Below are 15213 nucleotides of genomic sequence, written 5' to 3' on the forward strand. Positions count from 1 at the left end.
GTGTGTCAGCCTGTGGTGAAAGTGGGACACCCCCGGGCGCCGCGGCGCCCGTCGAAGCGGCATGAGAAGGACATGACGGACGAAAACATCGCAGGTGGCGAGGGTGACGACGACGGGACAGGCGACGGGATCAGAACCTTCCCCTTCCCGGTCGACCGGAGCGTCCTCGGCGTCGGCATGCAGATCGGCCCGATGGGCACCGGCCGCACCTGGCACTCCGAGGCGCCGCTGCACCGGGTGCACCGCATCGACTTCCACGTCGTCATGCTCTTCACCGGCGGCCCGGTCCGGCACATGATCGACTTCGCCGAGTACGAGGCCGCCACCGGCGATGTGCTGTGGATCCGTCCGGGCCAGGTTCACCGCTTCTCACCGGACAGGGAGTACCGCGGAACCGTCCTGACCATGCAGCCGGGCTTCCTGCCCCGCGCCACGGTGGAGGCGGCCGGCCTCTACCGCTACGACCAGCCGCCCCTGCTCCACCCCGGTCCGGCGCAGCGCGCGGCCCTCACCGCCGCCCTCGAACAGCTCCGCCGCGAGTACGAGGACACCACCACGCTGCCGCTCAGCCTGCACACGGCGGTGCTGCGGCACTCCCTGTCCGCGTTCCTGCTGCGCCTGGCCCATCTGGCGGCCAGTTCCGCCGAGGCGGTGCGGCGCCGGCAGGCCGACACCACCTTCACCCTCTTCCGGGACGCGGTCGAGAAGGGCTTCGCCACCAACCACAGCGTCAGCGCCTACGCCGACGCGCTCGGCTACTCCCGCCGCACCCTCGTCCGCGCGGTCCGCGCCGCCACCGGCGAGACGCCCAAGGGATTCATCGACAAGCGCGTGATCCTGGAGGCCAAGCGGCTGCTGGCCCACACCGACATGCCGATCGGCCGCATCGGCGCGGCGGTCGGCTTCCCCGACGCGGCGAACTTCTCCAAGTTCTTCCACCAGCACACCGACCAGTCCCCGGCGGCGTTCCGCGCGGAGCTGCGGGACTGAACCGGCGCACGCGAAGGGGCCCCGCGCGCGTGGGGCCCCCTCGTCCCGGGTGCGGCGGTCAGCGCCCGAACTGGAACCAGTTCACATTCACGAAGTCCGCGGGCTGGCCGCTGGTGAACGTCAGATACACGTCGTGCGTGCCGGTCACCGGGGCGATGTTCGCCGGGATCGTCCGCCACGACTGCCAGCCCCCGGTGTTGCCCACCGCGAAGCTCCCGATCGGCGCGCTGGTCCGGCTGTCGAGCCGCACCTCCACCAGCCCGCTCACCCCGGGGGCCGCGCCGCCGGCCACCCGCGCGGAGAACTGCCGGGCCGGGGTCGAGCCGAAGTTCACGCCCTTGTACTGCGCCCAGTCGCCGTTCGCCAGCGCGCCGAGGTTCTGCCCGCCGCCCGTGTCGGAGGTGCTCTCCGTGATGACCCCGGACTGGGCGTCGTAGGACTCGGCCTGGATGGCGGTGTAGGCGTCCCGGTCGGCGGGGGGCGTGGTACCGCTCCCGCCGGCCGACAGCACCTGGACGTAGTCGACGACCATCGCGTGGCCGGGCTGGGTGCCGGCGTCCGGGCCGCCGCCGAAGGCGTTGGGGAAGCCGCCTCCCATCGCCACGTTCAGGATCAGGTAGTAGCCGTGGTTCGTGGCGTTGGCCCAGGTCGTGGCGTCGACCTGGTCGGCGCGCACGGTGTGGAAGCGGGTGCCGTCGACGTAGAAGCGGATCTCCTCCACTCCGGTGGAGCGGTCCCACTCCAGCCGGTAGGTGTGGAAGCCCGCCTGGCAGGTGGTGCCGGGACACGCGGTGGAGCCGCCGATGCCGCTGGTCTCGTTGCAGGGGCCGCCCGGCGAGGTGCCGCAGTGCATGGTGGCCCAGACCGTGTTCAGGCCGTTGGTGTTCTCCATGATGTCCAGCTCGCCGACGGCGGGCCAGTTCCAGTAGTTGCCCCGGTAGGGGGCGCCGAGCATCCAGAACGCCGGCCAGTAGCCCTTGGCGGCGGCCCCGGTGACGTTCGGGACCTGGATGCGGGCCTCGACGCGCAGCTTGCCGCCGGTCGGGGGCTGGAAGTCGGTGCGGTTGGTCTCGATGCGGCCCGAGGTCCAGTTGCCGGCGGCGTCCCGGCGCGGGGTGATGCGCAGGTTGCCGCTGCCGTCGAGGGAGACGTTGTCCCGGCTGGACGTCATCGTCTCGATCTCGCCGGTGCCCCAGTTGGCCGGGCCGCCCGGGTAGGAGGTGCCGGTCGCGTACCGCCACTTGGCGGTGTCGACGCCCGAGCCGGCGGGGCCGTCGAAGTCGTCGGCGAAGACCTGGGTCCAGCCGGACGGGGGCGGGGGAGCGGAGGCGGTCGCGGACGGGGCGGCGACGGCGGTGGCCGCCGCGGCGAGACCGAGGGTGCCGACGACGGCGACGAGCGCCCGCCGCAGGGGCCGCCGTCTGCCGCGGGGGGTGCCGGAGGGTTCTCTCATAGGGGGTGCCTCTCGGTGCGAGTGGGGCGCGCGCATGCCCCCGGACACCGTCCGCAGGGCACTGGGAGCGCTCTCAGGGTGCGGCCAATGTGCTCTCCGGCTCCTGCGTCGTCAAGAGGTGAAACCAGGAAAGTCCGTCGGCGGCAAGGGAGTTCACACCGTGAAGGCCCCTGGCGGCCCCTACAGGGCGCTGCCCGCCTTCCACTCCTTCCAGGAGAGGTTCCAGCCGTTGAGCCCGTTGGCCGGGTCCACCGTCTTCTCGCCCGAGTTCTCCACGATCACCACGTCGCCCAGGAGCGACCCGGTGTAGAACTCGTGACCGGCCGCGGCGTCGTCGTCCCCGCCCTTGGCGTCGCGCAGGCCGATGCAGCCGTGCGTGGTGTTGGCCTTGCCGAAAACCGAGGCGGAGGACCAGTAGTTGCCGTGGATGAAGGTGCCGGACGTGGTCAGGCGCTGGGCGTGCGGCACGTCCGGGATGTCGTACTCGTGGCCGAGCCCGACCGTCGAGGACTCCATGCGGGTCTCCTTCAGTCGCTCGCTGATCACCATGATCCCGGACCAGGTGGTGTGCTCGGCGTCGCCGCCGGTGACCGGGTAGGCGGCGATCTTCCTGCCGTCGCGGACGACGGTCATCCGGTCCCTCTTCAGGTCGACGGTGCTGATCTGCGCGCGGCCGATGCCGAAGACGACGCTGTGGGAGCGGCCGCCGTAGAGGTCGTCGCCGGCCCGGACGCCGGCCAGGTCCAGGGAGACCACGACCGTCGTGCCGGGGGCCCAGTAGGTCCTCGGGCGGAAGTCGAGCCGCTTGTCGCCGAACCAGTGGCCGACCACCTCGACGCCGGGGTCGCAGGTGACCGCGATCGCCCGCTCGACGGCCGCCTTGCGGGTCACGGCGTGCGAGAAGGCGACCGACACCGGCATCCCGACGCCGTAGGTGCCGCCGTCCTCGGGGGTGACGGTCGCCACGAGGGTCTTCGGCCCGGTGCCCTCGGCGGCCCGCGCCGTGCCGGTGCCCAGCCCCGCCAGGGCGACGGCGGCCGGTACGGCGCCGAGCGCCCCCAGCACCCCGCGCCGGGACCACCGCCCCGGCTGGGCGTGCTGCTGGTCGGTTGTGCGGGGGGTGCTCACAGCGCGGGCCTTTCCGGTGCGGGACGGAGAACGTGCAGTCTGCACCATATATCTGGGTGCATCCTGTGAAGTAGGGTTCGTCCCACGGGACGACTGTGAGAAATACGGCAGAAGCGGACTCGGTGCCTCACCGGAGCGCCGGCCCGGGCAGTCTCCGTGCGGCCTCCTCCCGTCCGCCGAACCGGCCGTCCGCCCGGTGCGGCGCCTTCGGGGCCCACCAGGCGTGGCGGCCCGGCGGCGCCGTGCCCGCCGGGGACCCGCGCCGCCGCCGGAGCCTTCGGCCTCACCGCCGTACGGTCCCGCCCGCCCCCTCGGGCCGCCACCCCAGTGCCCGGGACATCCCGCGGGCCGCGAGCCGTACCGCCGGGGCCAGGACCGGCACCCGCGCCGCGTCGTGCGGGACGACGACCGACACCGCGGCGGTCACCGCCCCGTCCGGGCCGCGCACCGCGGCGGCGACCGACAGCGCGTCCTCGGTGACCTGGCGGTCGCTCACCGCCACGCCGGTGCGCCGCACCTCCGCCAGCACCCGGCGCAACCGCGCCGGATCGGTGATCGTGTACGGCGTGAACGCGGCCAGCGGCCCGGCGCAGTACGCCTCCTGGGACCCGGGCTCCGCGTGCGCCAGCAGCGCGAGCCCGACCCCGGTGGCGTGCAGCGGCCAGCGCGCCCCGACGCGGATGTGGACACCGACCGCCGACCGCCCCGACAGCCACTCGGTGTAGACGACCTCGTCGCCGTCCCGCACCGCGAGCTGCACGTTCTCGTGGGTGGCCTCGTACAGGTCCTCCAGGTACGGCAGTGCGGCCTGCCGCAGCGCAAGGCCGCGCGGGGCGAGCGCGGCGACCTCCCACAGCCGCAGCCCGACGTGGTAGAGCCCGGCGTCGTCCCGCTCCAGGGCGCCCCACGCCGTCAGGGCGCCCACCAGCCGGTGGGCGGTGGTCAGGCTGAGCCCGGCCCGCCGGCTGATGTCCGTCAGGCACAGCGCCGGATGCGCGTGGTCGAACGCGGCGAGCACGGACAGCAGCCGGTCGGTCGCGGTGGGGGCGGTCATGGCGGGCGTCCTTCGGCGGGCGTCTTCCGGGCGGGCGGGGTCGTGCGGGTGCGGCGCGGAGGGCGTGGCGCCGGTATTCAGCCCAGTCCCGCCTCCGCGATCCGCAGCAGCAGCGCGTGCAGCGTCTCGCGTTCGGCCGGATCGAGCGGCTCCACCAGGTCGTTGGTCACGCGCAGTCCCGCCTCGTCGGTGTCGCGCAGGAAGGCGCGGCCCTCGCCGGTCAGGACGACGATCCGGCTGCGGCGGTCGTCGGGGGAGGGGCGCCGCTCGGCGAAGCCGAGCTTCTCCAGGTCGTCGACGAGTCCGACGATCGCGCTGGGGTCGTAGCCGAGCCGGGCGCTCAGCTCCCGTTGCGGCGCGCCCTCGGCCGTGGCGAGGAAGCGCAGCAGCGCGTAGTGGCGCAGGCGCAGGCCCGATTCCTGGAGGAAGGCGTTGAAGAGCTGTCCCGAGCGCAGGCCCAGGCGGTACAGGAGGTAGCCCGTGTCCGCGTGCAGTCCGCGCATCCACGGTTCCTGCGCGTCGATGGGGGCGGGGTTCGCGGTGTGCTGCTGGCGGGCGATGACGGGCTCCCTGGGCGAGGCCCCCGGTGGGGCGGCTGCTGCGTACCGGGGCAGTCTCCCGCATCCGTCGATCGGCAACAACTATTGACGACAACAATCATTGCTCTTAGCTTCGATCTCGGCTTCGTTCCCGTGGCCACCTCCGTCTCCTCACGGGAAGGGACACCTTTCGTGCCCAGCATCGATCTCACCGGGAAGAGCGCCGTCGTCACCGGCAGCGGCCGGGGCCTCGGCCTCGCCTACGCCCGCGCGCTCGCCGCCCACGGCGCGTCCGTCGTCGTCAACGACGTCGACGAGGCCGCGGCCGAGGCGGCCGTGAAGTCCATCACCGAGGCGGGTGGCAACGCCGTCGCCGAGGTCGTCGCGGTCGGTACGAGCGAGGCGGCGGACCGGCTGGTCGGCCGCGCGGTCGCCGAGTTCGGCCGCCTGGACGTCCTGGTCACCAACGCGGGCATCCTGCGCGACAGGGTCCTGTGGAAGATGACCGACGACGACTTCGACGCCGTCGTCACCACCCACCTCAGGGGCACCTTCACCTGCGCCCGCGCCGCCGCCGTCCGCATGCGCGAGCAGGGCGGGGGCGGCACCCTGGTCCTGGTCGGCTCCCCGGCCGGGCAGCGCGGCAACTTCGGGCAGACCAACTACGCCGCCGCCAAGGCCGGCATCGCCGCCATGGCCCGCACCTGGTCCATGGAGCTGGCCCGCGCCGGCATCACCGTCAACGCCGTCGTCCCCGTCGCGGCGACCGCGATGACCGGGAGCGTCCCCGCCTTCGCCCCGTACGTCGAGGCGCTGCGGCACGGCGAGCCGCTCCCGGACGCCCTGCGCAAGGGCGAGGGCTTCGGCACCCCCGAGGACTGCGCGGCCCTCGTCCCCTTCCTCGCCTCCGACGCCGCCCGGGACGTCACCGGCCAGTGCATCGGCATCGGCGGCGACAAGGTGGCCCTGTGGTCCCACCCGGAGGAGATCAAGGCCGCCTACGCCGACGGCGGCTGGACCGCGGAGGCCCTCGCCGACGTCTGGCCCGCCACGCTGGGCGCCGCACCGCAGACCGTCGGCATCCCGGCGCCGAAGCTCCCGGAGGCGTGATGGACCCCGAACGGCTCGTCGCCATCGACGTGCACACCCACGCGGAGGTCTCCTCCCGGGGCCACTCCTCCCTGGACGAGGACCTGCACGCCGCCTCCTCCGCCTACTTCAAGGTCGAGGGCGAACGGAAGCCGACGATCGAGGAGACCGCCGCGTACTACCGCGAGCGGAGGATGGCCGCCGTCATCTTCACCGTGGACGCCGAGTCCGCCACCGGCACCGCGCCCGTCCCCAACGAGGAGGTCGCCGAGGCCGCCGCCGCCAACGCCGACGTGCTCATCCCGTTCGCCTCCGTCGACCCCTTCCGGGGCAGGGCGGGCGTGAAGCGGGCCCGCCGCCTGGTGGAGGAGTACGGGGTGAAGGGCTTCAAGTTCCACCCCAGCATCCAGGGCTTCTTCCCCAACGACCGCTCCGTGGCGTACGGCCTGTACGAGGTCATCGAGGAGACCGGCGCCATCGCCCTGTTCCACACCGGGCAGACCGGGATCGGCGCCGGGGTGCCCGGCGGGGGCGGCATCCGCCTGAAGTACTCCAACCCGCTGCACGTGGACGACGTGGCCGCCGACTTCCCCCACCTGAAGATCATCCTCGCCCACCCGTCCTTCCCCTGGCAGGACGAGGCCCTCGCCGTGGCCACGCACAAGCCGGGCGTGCACATCGACCTGTCCGGCTGGTCCCCCAAGTACTTCCCGCCGCAGCTGGTGCAGTACGCCAACACGCTGCTGAAGGACAAGGTCCTCTTCGGCTCCGACTTCCCCGTCCTCACCCCCGACCGCTGGCTGGCCGACTTCGCGAAGCTGCCGGTCAAGGACGAGGTCCGGCCGAAGATCCTCAAGGAGAACGCCGCCCGCCTGCTCGGGCTGACGAAACCGTAAGGGGCGCCCCATGCGCAACGAGGGACTGGGGTCGTGGCCCGCACGCCGGGCCCGCAAGACCCCGCACCGCACCGCCCTGATCCACGGCGACACCACCCTCACCTACGCCGCACTGCACACGCGCACCACCCGCCTCGCCCACGCCCTGCGCGACCGCGGCATCCGCCGCGGCGACCGCGTCGCCTACCTAGGCCCCAACCACCCCTCCTACCTGGAGACCCTGTTCGCTGCGGGCATGCTCGGCGCGGTCTTCGTCCCGCTCAACACCCGCCTCGCCGGCCCCGAGATCGCCTACCAGCTCGCCGACTCCGGCGCCAAGGCGCTGGTGTACGGCCCCGCGCACGCCGGACTCGTCGCCGGGCTGCCGGGCGGCACGGACGTGCGCACACGCGTCGAAGTCGGCGCCGAGTACGAGGAGGCGATCGCCGGGGCCGCCGCCGACCCCGTCGACGAACCGGTCGCCGCCGACGACGTCTGCGTCATCATGTACACCTCCGGGACGACCGGCCGCCCCAAGGGCGCGATGCTCACCCACGCCAACCTGACCTGGAACGCCGTCAACGTCCTCGTCGACACCGACCTGATCGCCGACGAACGCGCCCTGGTGTCCGCCCCGCTGTTCCACACGGCCGGACTGAACATGCTCACCCTGCCGGTGCTGCTGAAGGGCGGTGCCTGCGTGCTGGTGGAGGCGTTCGACCCGGCCGGCACCCTCGACCTGATCGAACGGCACCGGATCACCTTCATGTTCGGGGTGCCGACCATGTTCGATCAGGTGGCCCGCCAGCCCCGCTTCCCGGACGCGGACCTGTCCTCCCTGCGCATCCTCACCTGCGGCGGCTCACCGGTACCGACCCCGCTGATCGCCGCCTACCAGGAACGCGGCCTGACCTTCCTCCAGGGGTACGGCATGACCGAGGCCGCGCCCGGCACCCTCTTCCTCGACGCCGAACACGCCCTCGCCAAGGCCGGGTCGGCGGGTGTGCCGCACTTCTTCAGCGACGTACGGGTGGTGCGGCCGGACCTGACACCGGTCGGCGTCGGCGAGACGGGCGAGGTCGTGGTGCGCGGCCCGCACGTCATGCCCGGTTACTGGGGACTGCCCGAGGAGACCGCGGCCTCCTTCACGGACGGCTGGTTCCGCAGCGGGGACGCCGCCCGGGTCGACGAGGACGGGTACGTCCACATCGTCGACCGCATCAAGGACATGATCATCTCGGGCGGGGAGAACGTCTACCCCGCCGAGATCGAGGACCTCCTCCTCGCCCACCCCGACATCGCCGAGTGCGCGGTCATCGGCGTGCCCGACACCACGTGGGGCGAGGTGCCGCGCGCGGTCGTCGTCCCGCGCCGGGGAGCCCGGCCGGACCCCGGCCGGATCCTCGCCTCGCTCGCCGGGCGCCTCGCCAAGTACAAGATCCCCAAATCGGTGGTGATCGCGGACGAACTGCCGCGCACCGCCTCCGGAAAGCTCCTCAAGGCGCAGGTGCGCCGACGCTACGGCGGCCAACTCTCACCCTAAAGAAGAGGTTTAAACATGAGCATCACCGTCCACGGCCTCGACGCACTGAAGAAGCTGGCCGGCGGCGACCTGGGCACCAGCGAATGGATCGAGGTCACCCAGGAACGCATCGACACCTTCGCCGACGCCACGGGCGACCACCAGTGGATCCACGTCGACCCCGAACGGGCCGCCGCCGGTCCCTTCGGCGCCCCCATCGCCCACGGCTACCTCACCCTCTCCCTCTTCATCCCCCTGTTCACCGAGCTGCTGGACGTCCAGGGCGTCACCACCAAGGTCAACTACGGCCTGGACAAGGTGCGTTTCCCCGCACCCGTGAAGGCGGGCTCCCGGATCCGGCTGGCCGGACGGCTCACGCGGGCCGAGGACGTGCCCGGCGGGGTGCAGATCACCGTCGACGGCACCATCGAGATCGAGGGCGGCGCCAAACCGGCGGCCGTGCTGCGGAGCCTGTCACGGTTCTACGCCTGAACCCTGACAGGATCGTCCTGCCCGCCGTTTCCGCGGGCGGGACGATCCGGTGGTGACCAGCGCGCCGGCGGTCCGGGCGGCGAAGCCCGGCCGCGGCGGGAAAGGTGCAGGCGTGAGGCTGACGATTCTGGGCGGCGGCGGATTCCGGGTGCCGCTCGTGTACGGGGCGCTCCTGGCGGACCGCGGCGAGGGCCGGGTGACGCACGTCGTGCTGCACGACCTGGACGCGGCCCGGCTGGCGGCGGTGACCCGGGTGCTGGCCGAACAGGCCGCCGGGGTGCCGGACGCGCCGGCGGTGACCGCCACCACCGACCTCGACGAGGCGCTGCGCGGCGCCGACTTCGTCTTCTCCGCGATCCGCGTCGGCGGCCTCCGGGGCCGTGCGCACGACGAGCGGGTGGCCCTCGCCGAGGGCGTGCTGGGCCAGGAGACGGTGGGCGCGGGCGGCATCGCCTACGGCCTGCGGACCGTACCGGTGGCGGTGGACATCGCCCGGCGGGTGGCCCGCCTCGCACCCGACGCCTGGGTCATCAACTTCACCAACCCGGCCGGACTGGTCACCGAGGCCATGTCCCGCCACCTCGGCGACCGCGTCATCGGCATCTGCGATTCGCCGGTCGGTCTCGGCCGCCGCATCGCCCGCGTGCTCGGGGTGGACCCGGACGAGGCGTGGATCGACTACGTGGGACTCAACCACCTCGGCTGGGTGCGCGGCCTGCGCGTCGCCGGCCGCGACGAACTGCCGCGCCTGCTCGCCGACCCCGCCCTGCTCGGCTCCTTCGAGGAGGGCCGGCTGTTCGGCGCCGAGTGGCTCCGGGAACTGGGCGCGATCCCCAACGAATACCTGCACTACTACTACTTCAACCGGGAGGCCGTGGACGCCTGCCGGCGGGCCGGGCGGACCCGCGGCGCCTTCCTGCGCGACCAGCAGGCCGACTTCTACGAGAGGGTGCGCGACCCGGCCGTCTCCGCCCTGGAGCTGTGGCAGCGCGTCCGCGCCGAACGCGAGGCCACCTACATGTCCGAGAACCGCGAGACGGCGGGCGCGGGCGAGCGCGAGGCCGAGGACCTCTCCGGCGGCTACGAGAACGTGGCGCTGGCACTGATGCGGGCCATCGCCCGCAACGAACGCGCCACCCTCATCCTCAACGTCCGCAACCGCGGCACCCTGCCCGTCCTCGACGCGGATGCGGTCGTCGAGGTCCCGTGCCTGGTCGGCGCGGACGGCGCGCACCCGGTGGCCGCCGGCCCGCTGCCGGACCACGCCACCGGGCTGGTCTGCGCGGTCAAGGCGGTCGAGCGCGAGGTGCTGGCCGCCGCCGAGACCGGCTCCCGGGCGACGGCCGTCAAGGCCTTCGCGCTGCACCCGCTCGTCGACTCCGTGGCGGTCGCCCGGCGCCTCGTCGACGGCTACACCGCCGTGCACCCCGGCCTGGCGTACCTGACGTGACGGCCGCGGACGGGCCGCCGGACACGCCGGGCAGGCCCGCCGCGGGCTCAGGCGGGAGCGCCCGCGGCATCCGCGGCGGGCGCGGCGGCCGGCCCGGCCACCGGTGTCGCCGGCACCGCGGGCGTGGCCGGGGCGGAGTCCGTCCGCTGCCGCGGCAGCGACACCGGCAGCAGCGGACGCGGCCCGGACACCACCGTGTAGTCCTGGCCCAGGAACGGCGGCACGATCTCACCCGGGTCCTCGCCCAGCGCCAGCTGCACCGCGGCCCACGGCGCGTTGACGCCGCACAGCGACAGCTGGTGCAGCCCGCCGGCCGGGCGCGTGTTGACGTCCATCAGGACGGGCCGGTCGCCGAACATCCGGAACTGGATGTTGGACAGGTGGTGCAGGCCGAAGCCCTCCGCGAGCCGCCGCGCCGGCTCCAGCCACCGCTCGTGCAGCGTGAAGCCCCGGCGCCGCCCGTTCTTGGTGCGGCCCACCGCCAGGCGGACCCGGTTGTCACGGCCGGTGAGGCAGTCCACCGACACCTCCGGCTGCTCCAGCCGGGGCATCACCAGCCAGTCGACCGGTTCCCGGGCCGCCCGCACCGCCTCGACGGCCAGGTCCAGCGGCACGTACGGGCCGGGGAACCCGGTGAGGTGCGTCATCGAGAAGGGGGAGCGGGTGATCACGCGGAACCCCACACCGCCCGCGCCGGACGCCGGTTTGAAGCACGCCTTGTATCCGGCCGCCTCCAACTCCTCGACAGCGGCGAGGAGTTCCTCGGCGTCACGCACCCGCCACCACGGCGGCACGGGGATGCCGATCGCCCGGGCCGCCTCGTACGCGACCACCTTGTCCTGGAACACGGCCACCGCCTCCGGCGGCGGCGCGAGCAGCGCGGTGCCGGCCGCCTCGAACTCGGCGCGGTGGGCGACGATCGCCGCCTGGTGCAGCCGGGGCACGAACACGTCGATGCGGCGCCGCGCGCACTGCGCCAGGGCGTACTCGACGTACGCGGCCGGGGACAGGCCCTCCGGTTCCAGCTCGGCGGTGTCGGCGGCGGCCAGGACGGGGGAGTCGGGGTCGCCGTGCGTGGCGTGGATCTCGACGGCCCGGTCGCTGGGATTTCTCCGCAGCTGATCCATGAAGAACACGTTCTCCGCGTACGTGCGGTTGAGCCAGACGCGTACGCGAGAGACCATGCAGGCCGCCTTTCACGGTATGCGGGCAGGGCGGAGCAGGCCGTGCCCGGCCGGGGTGAATGGAAGGGGACACCGAACCGCCCTGCGGAGAGGGATGTTCGAGGCGGTGGTGTCGGGGCGATCATACGGTGTCGGAAGTCGCCACGCGCAACGCGCGGGGCACGGGCGGCATCCGGCGGACGCCCCGGCGCCGCCGGGGCGGACACCCTTGTCCGCGGGTCCCCGGATGTGATCTCGTGGTCCTGAACGCGCGAGCGGAAAAAAGGGGGACGGCGGTGACGTCGACGGCCGATGGCGCCGGACACCTGTGGGCCATCAGCGACCTGCACATCGGCTACCCGGAGAACCGGGCACTGGTCGAGGAGATGCGTCCCGTCTCGGACGAGGACTGGCTGCTGGTGGCCGGAGACGTGGCGGAGACCGTCGCCGACGTCCGCTGGGCCCTGCACACCCTCGCGCGGCGTTTCCACCGGGTCGTGTGGGTCCCCGGCAACCACGAACTGTGGACCCATCCGAGCGATCCCGTCACCCTGCGCGGCGCCGCCCGCTACCGCCACCTCGTCGACATGTGCCGCGAACTCGGCGTGACGACACCGGAGGACCCCTACCCGGTGTGGGACGGCCCCGGCGGCCCCGCCGTCGTCGCCCCCCTGTTCCTGCTGTACGACTACTCGTTCCTGCCGGCCGGCTGCGCCACCAAGGAAGAGGGCCTGGCCTACGCGCACGGCACCGGGGTCGTGTGCACCGACGAGTACCTGCTGCACCCCGATCCCCACCCGAGCCGCGAGGCCTGGTGCCGGGAACGGGTCGCCGTGACCGAACGCCGCCTCGCCGGGCTCCCCGGCGACCTGCCGGCGATCCTCGTCAACCACTACCCGCTGGACCGGCACCCCACCGACGTCCTGCGGTACCCCGAGTTCGCGATGTGGTGCGGAACCCGGCTGACCGCGGACTGGCACCGCAGGTTCCGCGTCGACACCATGGTCTACGGCCACCTCCACATCCCGCGGACCACCTGGCACGAGGGCGTCCGCTTCGAGGAGGTGTCGGTGGGTTACCCCCGCGAGTGGCGCACGCGGCGACAGCCGCCGGGACGGCTACGCCGCATCCGGCCGAGGGAGGACGAAACCCGGTGATCGAGGAACTGCTGCCCGACACGGTGGTGGCCGTGGAGATCCACGGCCACGACGACCCCGACCCCGCCTCGCTGTTCCCGCAGGAGGCGGAGGTGGTGGCCCGGGCCGTGGACAAACGCCGCCGGGAGTTCACCGCCGTACGGGTCTGCGCCCGCCGGGCCATGGACAAGCTCGGCGTGCCACCGCAGCCCGTCCTGCCCGGCGAACGCGGGGCGCCGCGCTGGCCGTCGGGCCTGACCGGCAGCATGACCCACTGCGAGGGCTACTGCGCCGCCGCCCTGGTCCGCACCGCGGACCTGGCCTCCCTCGGCATCGACGCCGAGCCCGACGAACCGCTGCCGGAGGGCGTCCTGGACGCCGTGTCGCTGCCCGCGGAGGCACGGCGGCTGCGGCGCCTGGCCGCGGACGGCCCCGGTGTCCACTGGGACCGGCTGCTGTTCAGCGCGAAGGAGTCCGTCTACAAGGCGTGGTTCCCGCTCACCGGGCGGTGGCTGGACTTCTCGGAGGCCGACATCGAGATCGAGGCCGATCCCCGCGACGGGCGGTGCGGGACCTTCCGCGCCGCGCTCCTCGTCCCCGGGCCGCGGGTGGGCGGCCGGCACCTGACGCACTTCGAGGGACGCTGGGCCGCCCGGCAGGGGCTGGTGGCCACGGCGGTGACGGTGCCGCAAGCCTGAGGACGAGGGCGCGCGGGCCGGATGCCCCGCCCCCGTCCCGCCCCCTCTCCGGTACGGCGGTGGCGGGCGCCGACCCCGCACCAGCCGGCGAACGCCTCCTCGTCGCCCCGCCGGGCCCGGGCGCGCGCGGCGTCCGGCAGGCCGGCCATGGGCGCCTCACCCGGGCCCGTCGTGCGCGGCGCTACTGCCCCAGGTATCCCAGCGACGTCTCGATCCGCCCGGCCAGCCGGTCCCGCTGCACCGGCCCGCGCAGCGACGAACCCGCCAGCCAGGCACGGCACTTGCTGGCCAGCAGCAGTCCGAAGCGCTCGGCCTCCTTCTCGTCGGCGAGCTCGAACCGGGAGCGTGCGGCCACCGCGCGCACGGTCGCCCGGAGATCGGCGTCGTCGCGCAGCAGCCGGGCGGCGACGGTGCTGCCCTCGACGTGGTGACCGCAGTGCCCGGCCTTCATGTGCCACAGCTCGTGGCCGAGGATCACCAACTGGTGGTCGGGGGTGGTGCGTTCCTCGATCACGACGAGGTCCTGGTCGGTCATGTCGAGCCACAGCCCGCTGGCGGTCCCGACCGGGAAGGCGGCCGTACGGAAGTGGACGGGACGGCCGCGGCGCCTGCTCATCGCGTCGCAGAGCGCGGCGTACAGTTCGTCGGGCCGTGCGGGGGCGGGCAGCGTCAGCTCCCCGACCAGCTCGCCGCACAGACGGCGCATCTCCCTGCCGGTGCCCACGTTCCTCCCCAGGGTCACGACTCGGGTCGCTTGACGTTCTCCAGGAGCATGTCCAGCCACTCGGCGACCTTGTCGCGGTGCTGGTCGGTGGGCAGCTGCGCGGCCCGCCACGCGATGCCGCGGACGCCGTGGTCCTGCAGCAGCCGCTGCAGCGGGTCGTCGGCCGCCGAGGCCGCCGCCCGCTCCCGGTCGGCGAGCTTCTGCAGGAGGTCCTGCTCGGTGTGCTGCAGAGCGCTCGCCAGTGCTTCGGGGTCCTCCGCCGTGAGGAAGCCGGCGTGCACGTGGAAGAAGCGCTGGAGGGCGTCGCAGTGCTCCATGGTGGGCCGCCGGTCGCCGTTGATGAGGGCACCCGCCTGCTGCCGCGACATCCCGGCGCCGTCGGCGATCTCCTGCTGCGTGTACCTGCGCCCGTTCGGCTTCAGCCGGGTGCGGCGCAGCAGGTCCAGGCGTTGCAGGAACCGGGCCTGCACATCGGGTTCCCCCGCCGGCCGGCCGCTCAGCAGGGCCTTCACCACCGGCTCGGGCACCCCCGAGGCGACGGACAGGCGGCCGACGTCGAAGACCTCGGCGTGCGGGATGCCGAGCCGGTCGGCGAGCGCGGCGACGCGGGCGACGACGGCCGGCAGCGCGGCCGTCGGCGTACCGCCCGGACCCCCGAAGCCACCGGTCACCGAAGCATCTCCCACGTCTCTCACAGGATTCCCACAAGCGCTTCTCATAAGCGGATGCCGTGAACTTCCCGGAGAGTAGCCCGTGGGCCGAACCCGCATCCAGGTCTCGCCACAACTGTGGCCAATTCCAGCCGTCGACCGGCGTGCAATGCCACGATAGTTGACACGCCTTGTGCCAGGACAGCAGGATCGGGGCGCCGTGAGAAGGGCCGCGCAGGCAAGAGGGGTG

15 protein-coding genes are annotated in these 15213 nt (G+C 73.4%); 8 read left to right on the plus strand and 7 right to left on the minus strand.

Features of this window, described 5'->3' with window-relative positions; genetic code table 11:
- Window positions 1-72 precede the first annotated feature (72 nt).
- A complete protein-coding gene (locus ACSU6Z_RS25560; RefSeq protein WP_437049081.1) occupies window positions 73-990 on the plus strand; it encodes a helix-turn-helix domain-containing protein in 918 nt (305 codons plus the stop codon).
- A gap of 58 nt (window positions 991-1048) precedes the next feature.
- Here the strand turns inward: ACSU6Z_RS25560 and ACSU6Z_RS25565 are convergent, their stop codons facing one another.
- The 4 genes from ACSU6Z_RS25565 to ACSU6Z_RS25580 all read right to left on the minus strand — a co-directional run bounded on the left by ACSU6Z_RS25565 (window position 1049) and on the right by ACSU6Z_RS25580 (window position 5128).
- The gene (locus tag ACSU6Z_RS25565) at window positions 1049-2443 is read right to left on the minus strand and encodes a glycoside hydrolase family 16 protein (protein WP_437049082.1); all 1395 of its coding nucleotides are present in this window, start codon (window positions 2441-2443) and stop codon (window positions 1049-1051) included.
- 180 nt (window positions 2444-2623) lie between these two features.
- A complete protein-coding gene (locus ACSU6Z_RS25570; RefSeq protein WP_437049084.1) occupies window positions 2624-3571 on the minus strand; it encodes a L,D-transpeptidase in 948 nt (315 codons plus the stop codon).
- Window positions 3572-3854: 283 nt separating this feature from the next.
- Complete coding sequence (locus tag ACSU6Z_RS25575; RefSeq protein ID WP_437049086.1) at window positions 3855-4625, minus strand: IclR family transcriptional regulator; 771 nt, start codon at window positions 4623-4625, stop codon at window positions 3855-3857.
- 77 nt (window positions 4626-4702) lie between these two features.
- Window positions 4703-5128: a MarR family winged helix-turn-helix transcriptional regulator gene (locus tag ACSU6Z_RS25580; RefSeq protein WP_437049088.1), complete on the minus strand. Its 426-nt coding sequence runs from the start codon at window positions 5126-5128 to the stop codon at window positions 4703-4705.
- 228 nt (window positions 5129-5356) lie between these two features.
- On the opposite strand from ACSU6Z_RS25580, the gene ACSU6Z_RS25585 reads away from it, so the two are divergent.
- The 5 genes from ACSU6Z_RS25585 to ACSU6Z_RS25605 all read left to right on the plus strand — a co-directional run bounded on the left by ACSU6Z_RS25585 (window position 5357) and on the right by ACSU6Z_RS25605 (window position 10592).
- Window positions 5357-6274, plus strand: a complete 918-nt coding sequence (locus tag ACSU6Z_RS25585) for an SDR family NAD(P)-dependent oxidoreductase (protein ID WP_437049090.1) — start codon at window positions 5357-5359, stop codon at window positions 6272-6274.
- On the plus strand, window positions 6274-7149 hold the full coding sequence (locus ACSU6Z_RS25590) for an amidohydrolase family protein (RefSeq protein ID WP_437049092.1): 876 nt from the start codon (window positions 6274-6276) through the stop codon (window positions 7147-7149). Before ACSU6Z_RS25585 ends, ACSU6Z_RS25590 begins: the two co-directional genes overlap by 1 nt.
- 10 nt (window positions 7150-7159) lie before the next feature.
- The gene (locus ACSU6Z_RS25595) at window positions 7160-8671 is read left to right on the plus strand and encodes an acyl-CoA synthetase (RefSeq protein WP_437049094.1); all 1512 of its coding nucleotides are present in this window, start codon (window positions 7160-7162) and stop codon (window positions 8669-8671) included.
- Window positions 8672-8686: 15 nt separating this feature from the next.
- Window positions 8687-9142, plus strand: coding sequence for a MaoC family dehydratase (locus ACSU6Z_RS25600; protein WP_437049096.1), 456 nt, complete (start codon window positions 8687-8689; stop codon window positions 9140-9142).
- Window positions 9143-9254: 112 nt separating this feature from the next.
- Window positions 9255-10592, plus strand: a complete 1338-nt coding sequence (locus ACSU6Z_RS25605; protein ID WP_437049098.1) for a 6-phospho-beta-glucosidase — start codon at window positions 9255-9257, stop codon at window positions 10590-10592.
- Window positions 10593-10639: 47 nt separating this feature from the next.
- On the opposite strand, the gene ACSU6Z_RS25610 is transcribed toward ACSU6Z_RS25605, so the two are convergent.
- On the minus strand, window positions 10640-11776 hold the full coding sequence (locus ACSU6Z_RS25610) for an ATP-grasp domain-containing protein (RefSeq protein WP_437049100.1): 1137 nt from the start codon (window positions 11774-11776) through the stop codon (window positions 10640-10642).
- Between the two features lie 275 nt (window positions 11777-12051).
- Between ACSU6Z_RS25610 and ACSU6Z_RS25615 the strand changes: the two genes are divergently transcribed.
- Window positions 12052-12912: a metallophosphoesterase family protein gene (locus tag ACSU6Z_RS25615; RefSeq protein ID WP_437049102.1), complete on the plus strand. Its 861-nt coding sequence runs from the start codon at window positions 12052-12054 to the stop codon at window positions 12910-12912.
- The gene (locus tag ACSU6Z_RS25620; protein WP_437049104.1) at window positions 12909-13589 is read left to right on the plus strand and encodes a 4'-phosphopantetheinyl transferase family protein; all 681 of its coding nucleotides are present in this window, start codon (window positions 12909-12911) and stop codon (window positions 13587-13589) included. The genes ACSU6Z_RS25615 and ACSU6Z_RS25620 overlap by 4 nt, the downstream gene beginning before the upstream one ends.
- A gap of 181 nt (window positions 13590-13770) precedes the next feature.
- On the opposite strand, the gene ACSU6Z_RS25625 is transcribed toward ACSU6Z_RS25620, so the two are convergent.
- On the minus strand, window positions 13771-14295 hold the full coding sequence (locus tag ACSU6Z_RS25625) for a toxin-antitoxin system, toxin component (protein ID WP_437050483.1): 525 nt from the start codon (window positions 14293-14295) through the stop codon (window positions 13771-13773).
- 32 nt (window positions 14296-14327) lie between these two features.
- The gene (locus tag ACSU6Z_RS25630; protein ID WP_437049106.1) at window positions 14328-14984 is read right to left on the minus strand and encodes a helix-turn-helix domain-containing protein; all 657 of its coding nucleotides are present in this window, start codon (window positions 14982-14984) and stop codon (window positions 14328-14330) included.
- Window positions 14985-15213: the final 229 nt, after the last annotated feature.

The sequence above is a fragment of the Streptomyces sp. enrichment culture genome (genome assembly GCF_964273145.1).
Taxonomy (GTDB): Bacteria; Actinomycetota; Actinomycetes; order Streptomycetales; family Streptomycetaceae; genus Streptomyces.

What these genes read in the sequence shown, in the direction of transcription:
- ACSU6Z_RS25610 (WP_437049100.1), bottom strand. Translation starts at nt 11,776, where the DNA reads ATGGTCTCTCGCGTACGCGTCTGGCTCAACCGCACGTACGCGGAGAAC.
- ACSU6Z_RS25625 (WP_437050483.1), bottom strand. Translation starts at nt 14,295, where the DNA reads ATGCGCCGTCTGTGCGGCGAGCTGGTCGGGGAGCTGACGCTGCCCGCC.
- ACSU6Z_RS25590 (WP_437049092.1), top strand. Translation starts at nt 6,274, where the DNA reads ATGGACCCCGAACGGCTCGTCGCCATCGACGTGCACACCCACGCGGAG.
- ACSU6Z_RS25580 (WP_437049088.1), bottom strand. Translation starts at nt 5,128, where the DNA reads ATGCGCGGACTGCACGCGGACACGGGCTACCTCCTGTACCGCCTGGGC.
- ACSU6Z_RS25600 (WP_437049096.1), top strand. Translation starts at nt 8,687, where the DNA reads ATGAGCATCACCGTCCACGGCCTCGACGCACTGAAGAAGCTGGCCGGC.
- ACSU6Z_RS25595 (WP_437049094.1), top strand. Translation starts at nt 7,160, where the DNA reads ATGCGCAACGAGGGACTGGGGTCGTGGCCCGCACGCCGGGCCCGCAAG.
- ACSU6Z_RS25560 (WP_437049081.1), top strand. Translation starts at nt 73, where the DNA reads ATGACGGACGAAAACATCGCAGGTGGCGAGGGTGACGACGACGGGACA.
- ACSU6Z_RS25565 (WP_437049082.1), bottom strand. Translation starts at nt 2,443, where the DNA reads ATGAGAGAACCCTCCGGCACCCCCCGCGGCAGACGGCGGCCCCTGCGG.
- ACSU6Z_RS25575 (WP_437049086.1), bottom strand. Translation starts at nt 4,625, where the DNA reads ATGACCGCCCCCACCGCGACCGACCGGCTGCTGTCCGTGCTCGCCGCG.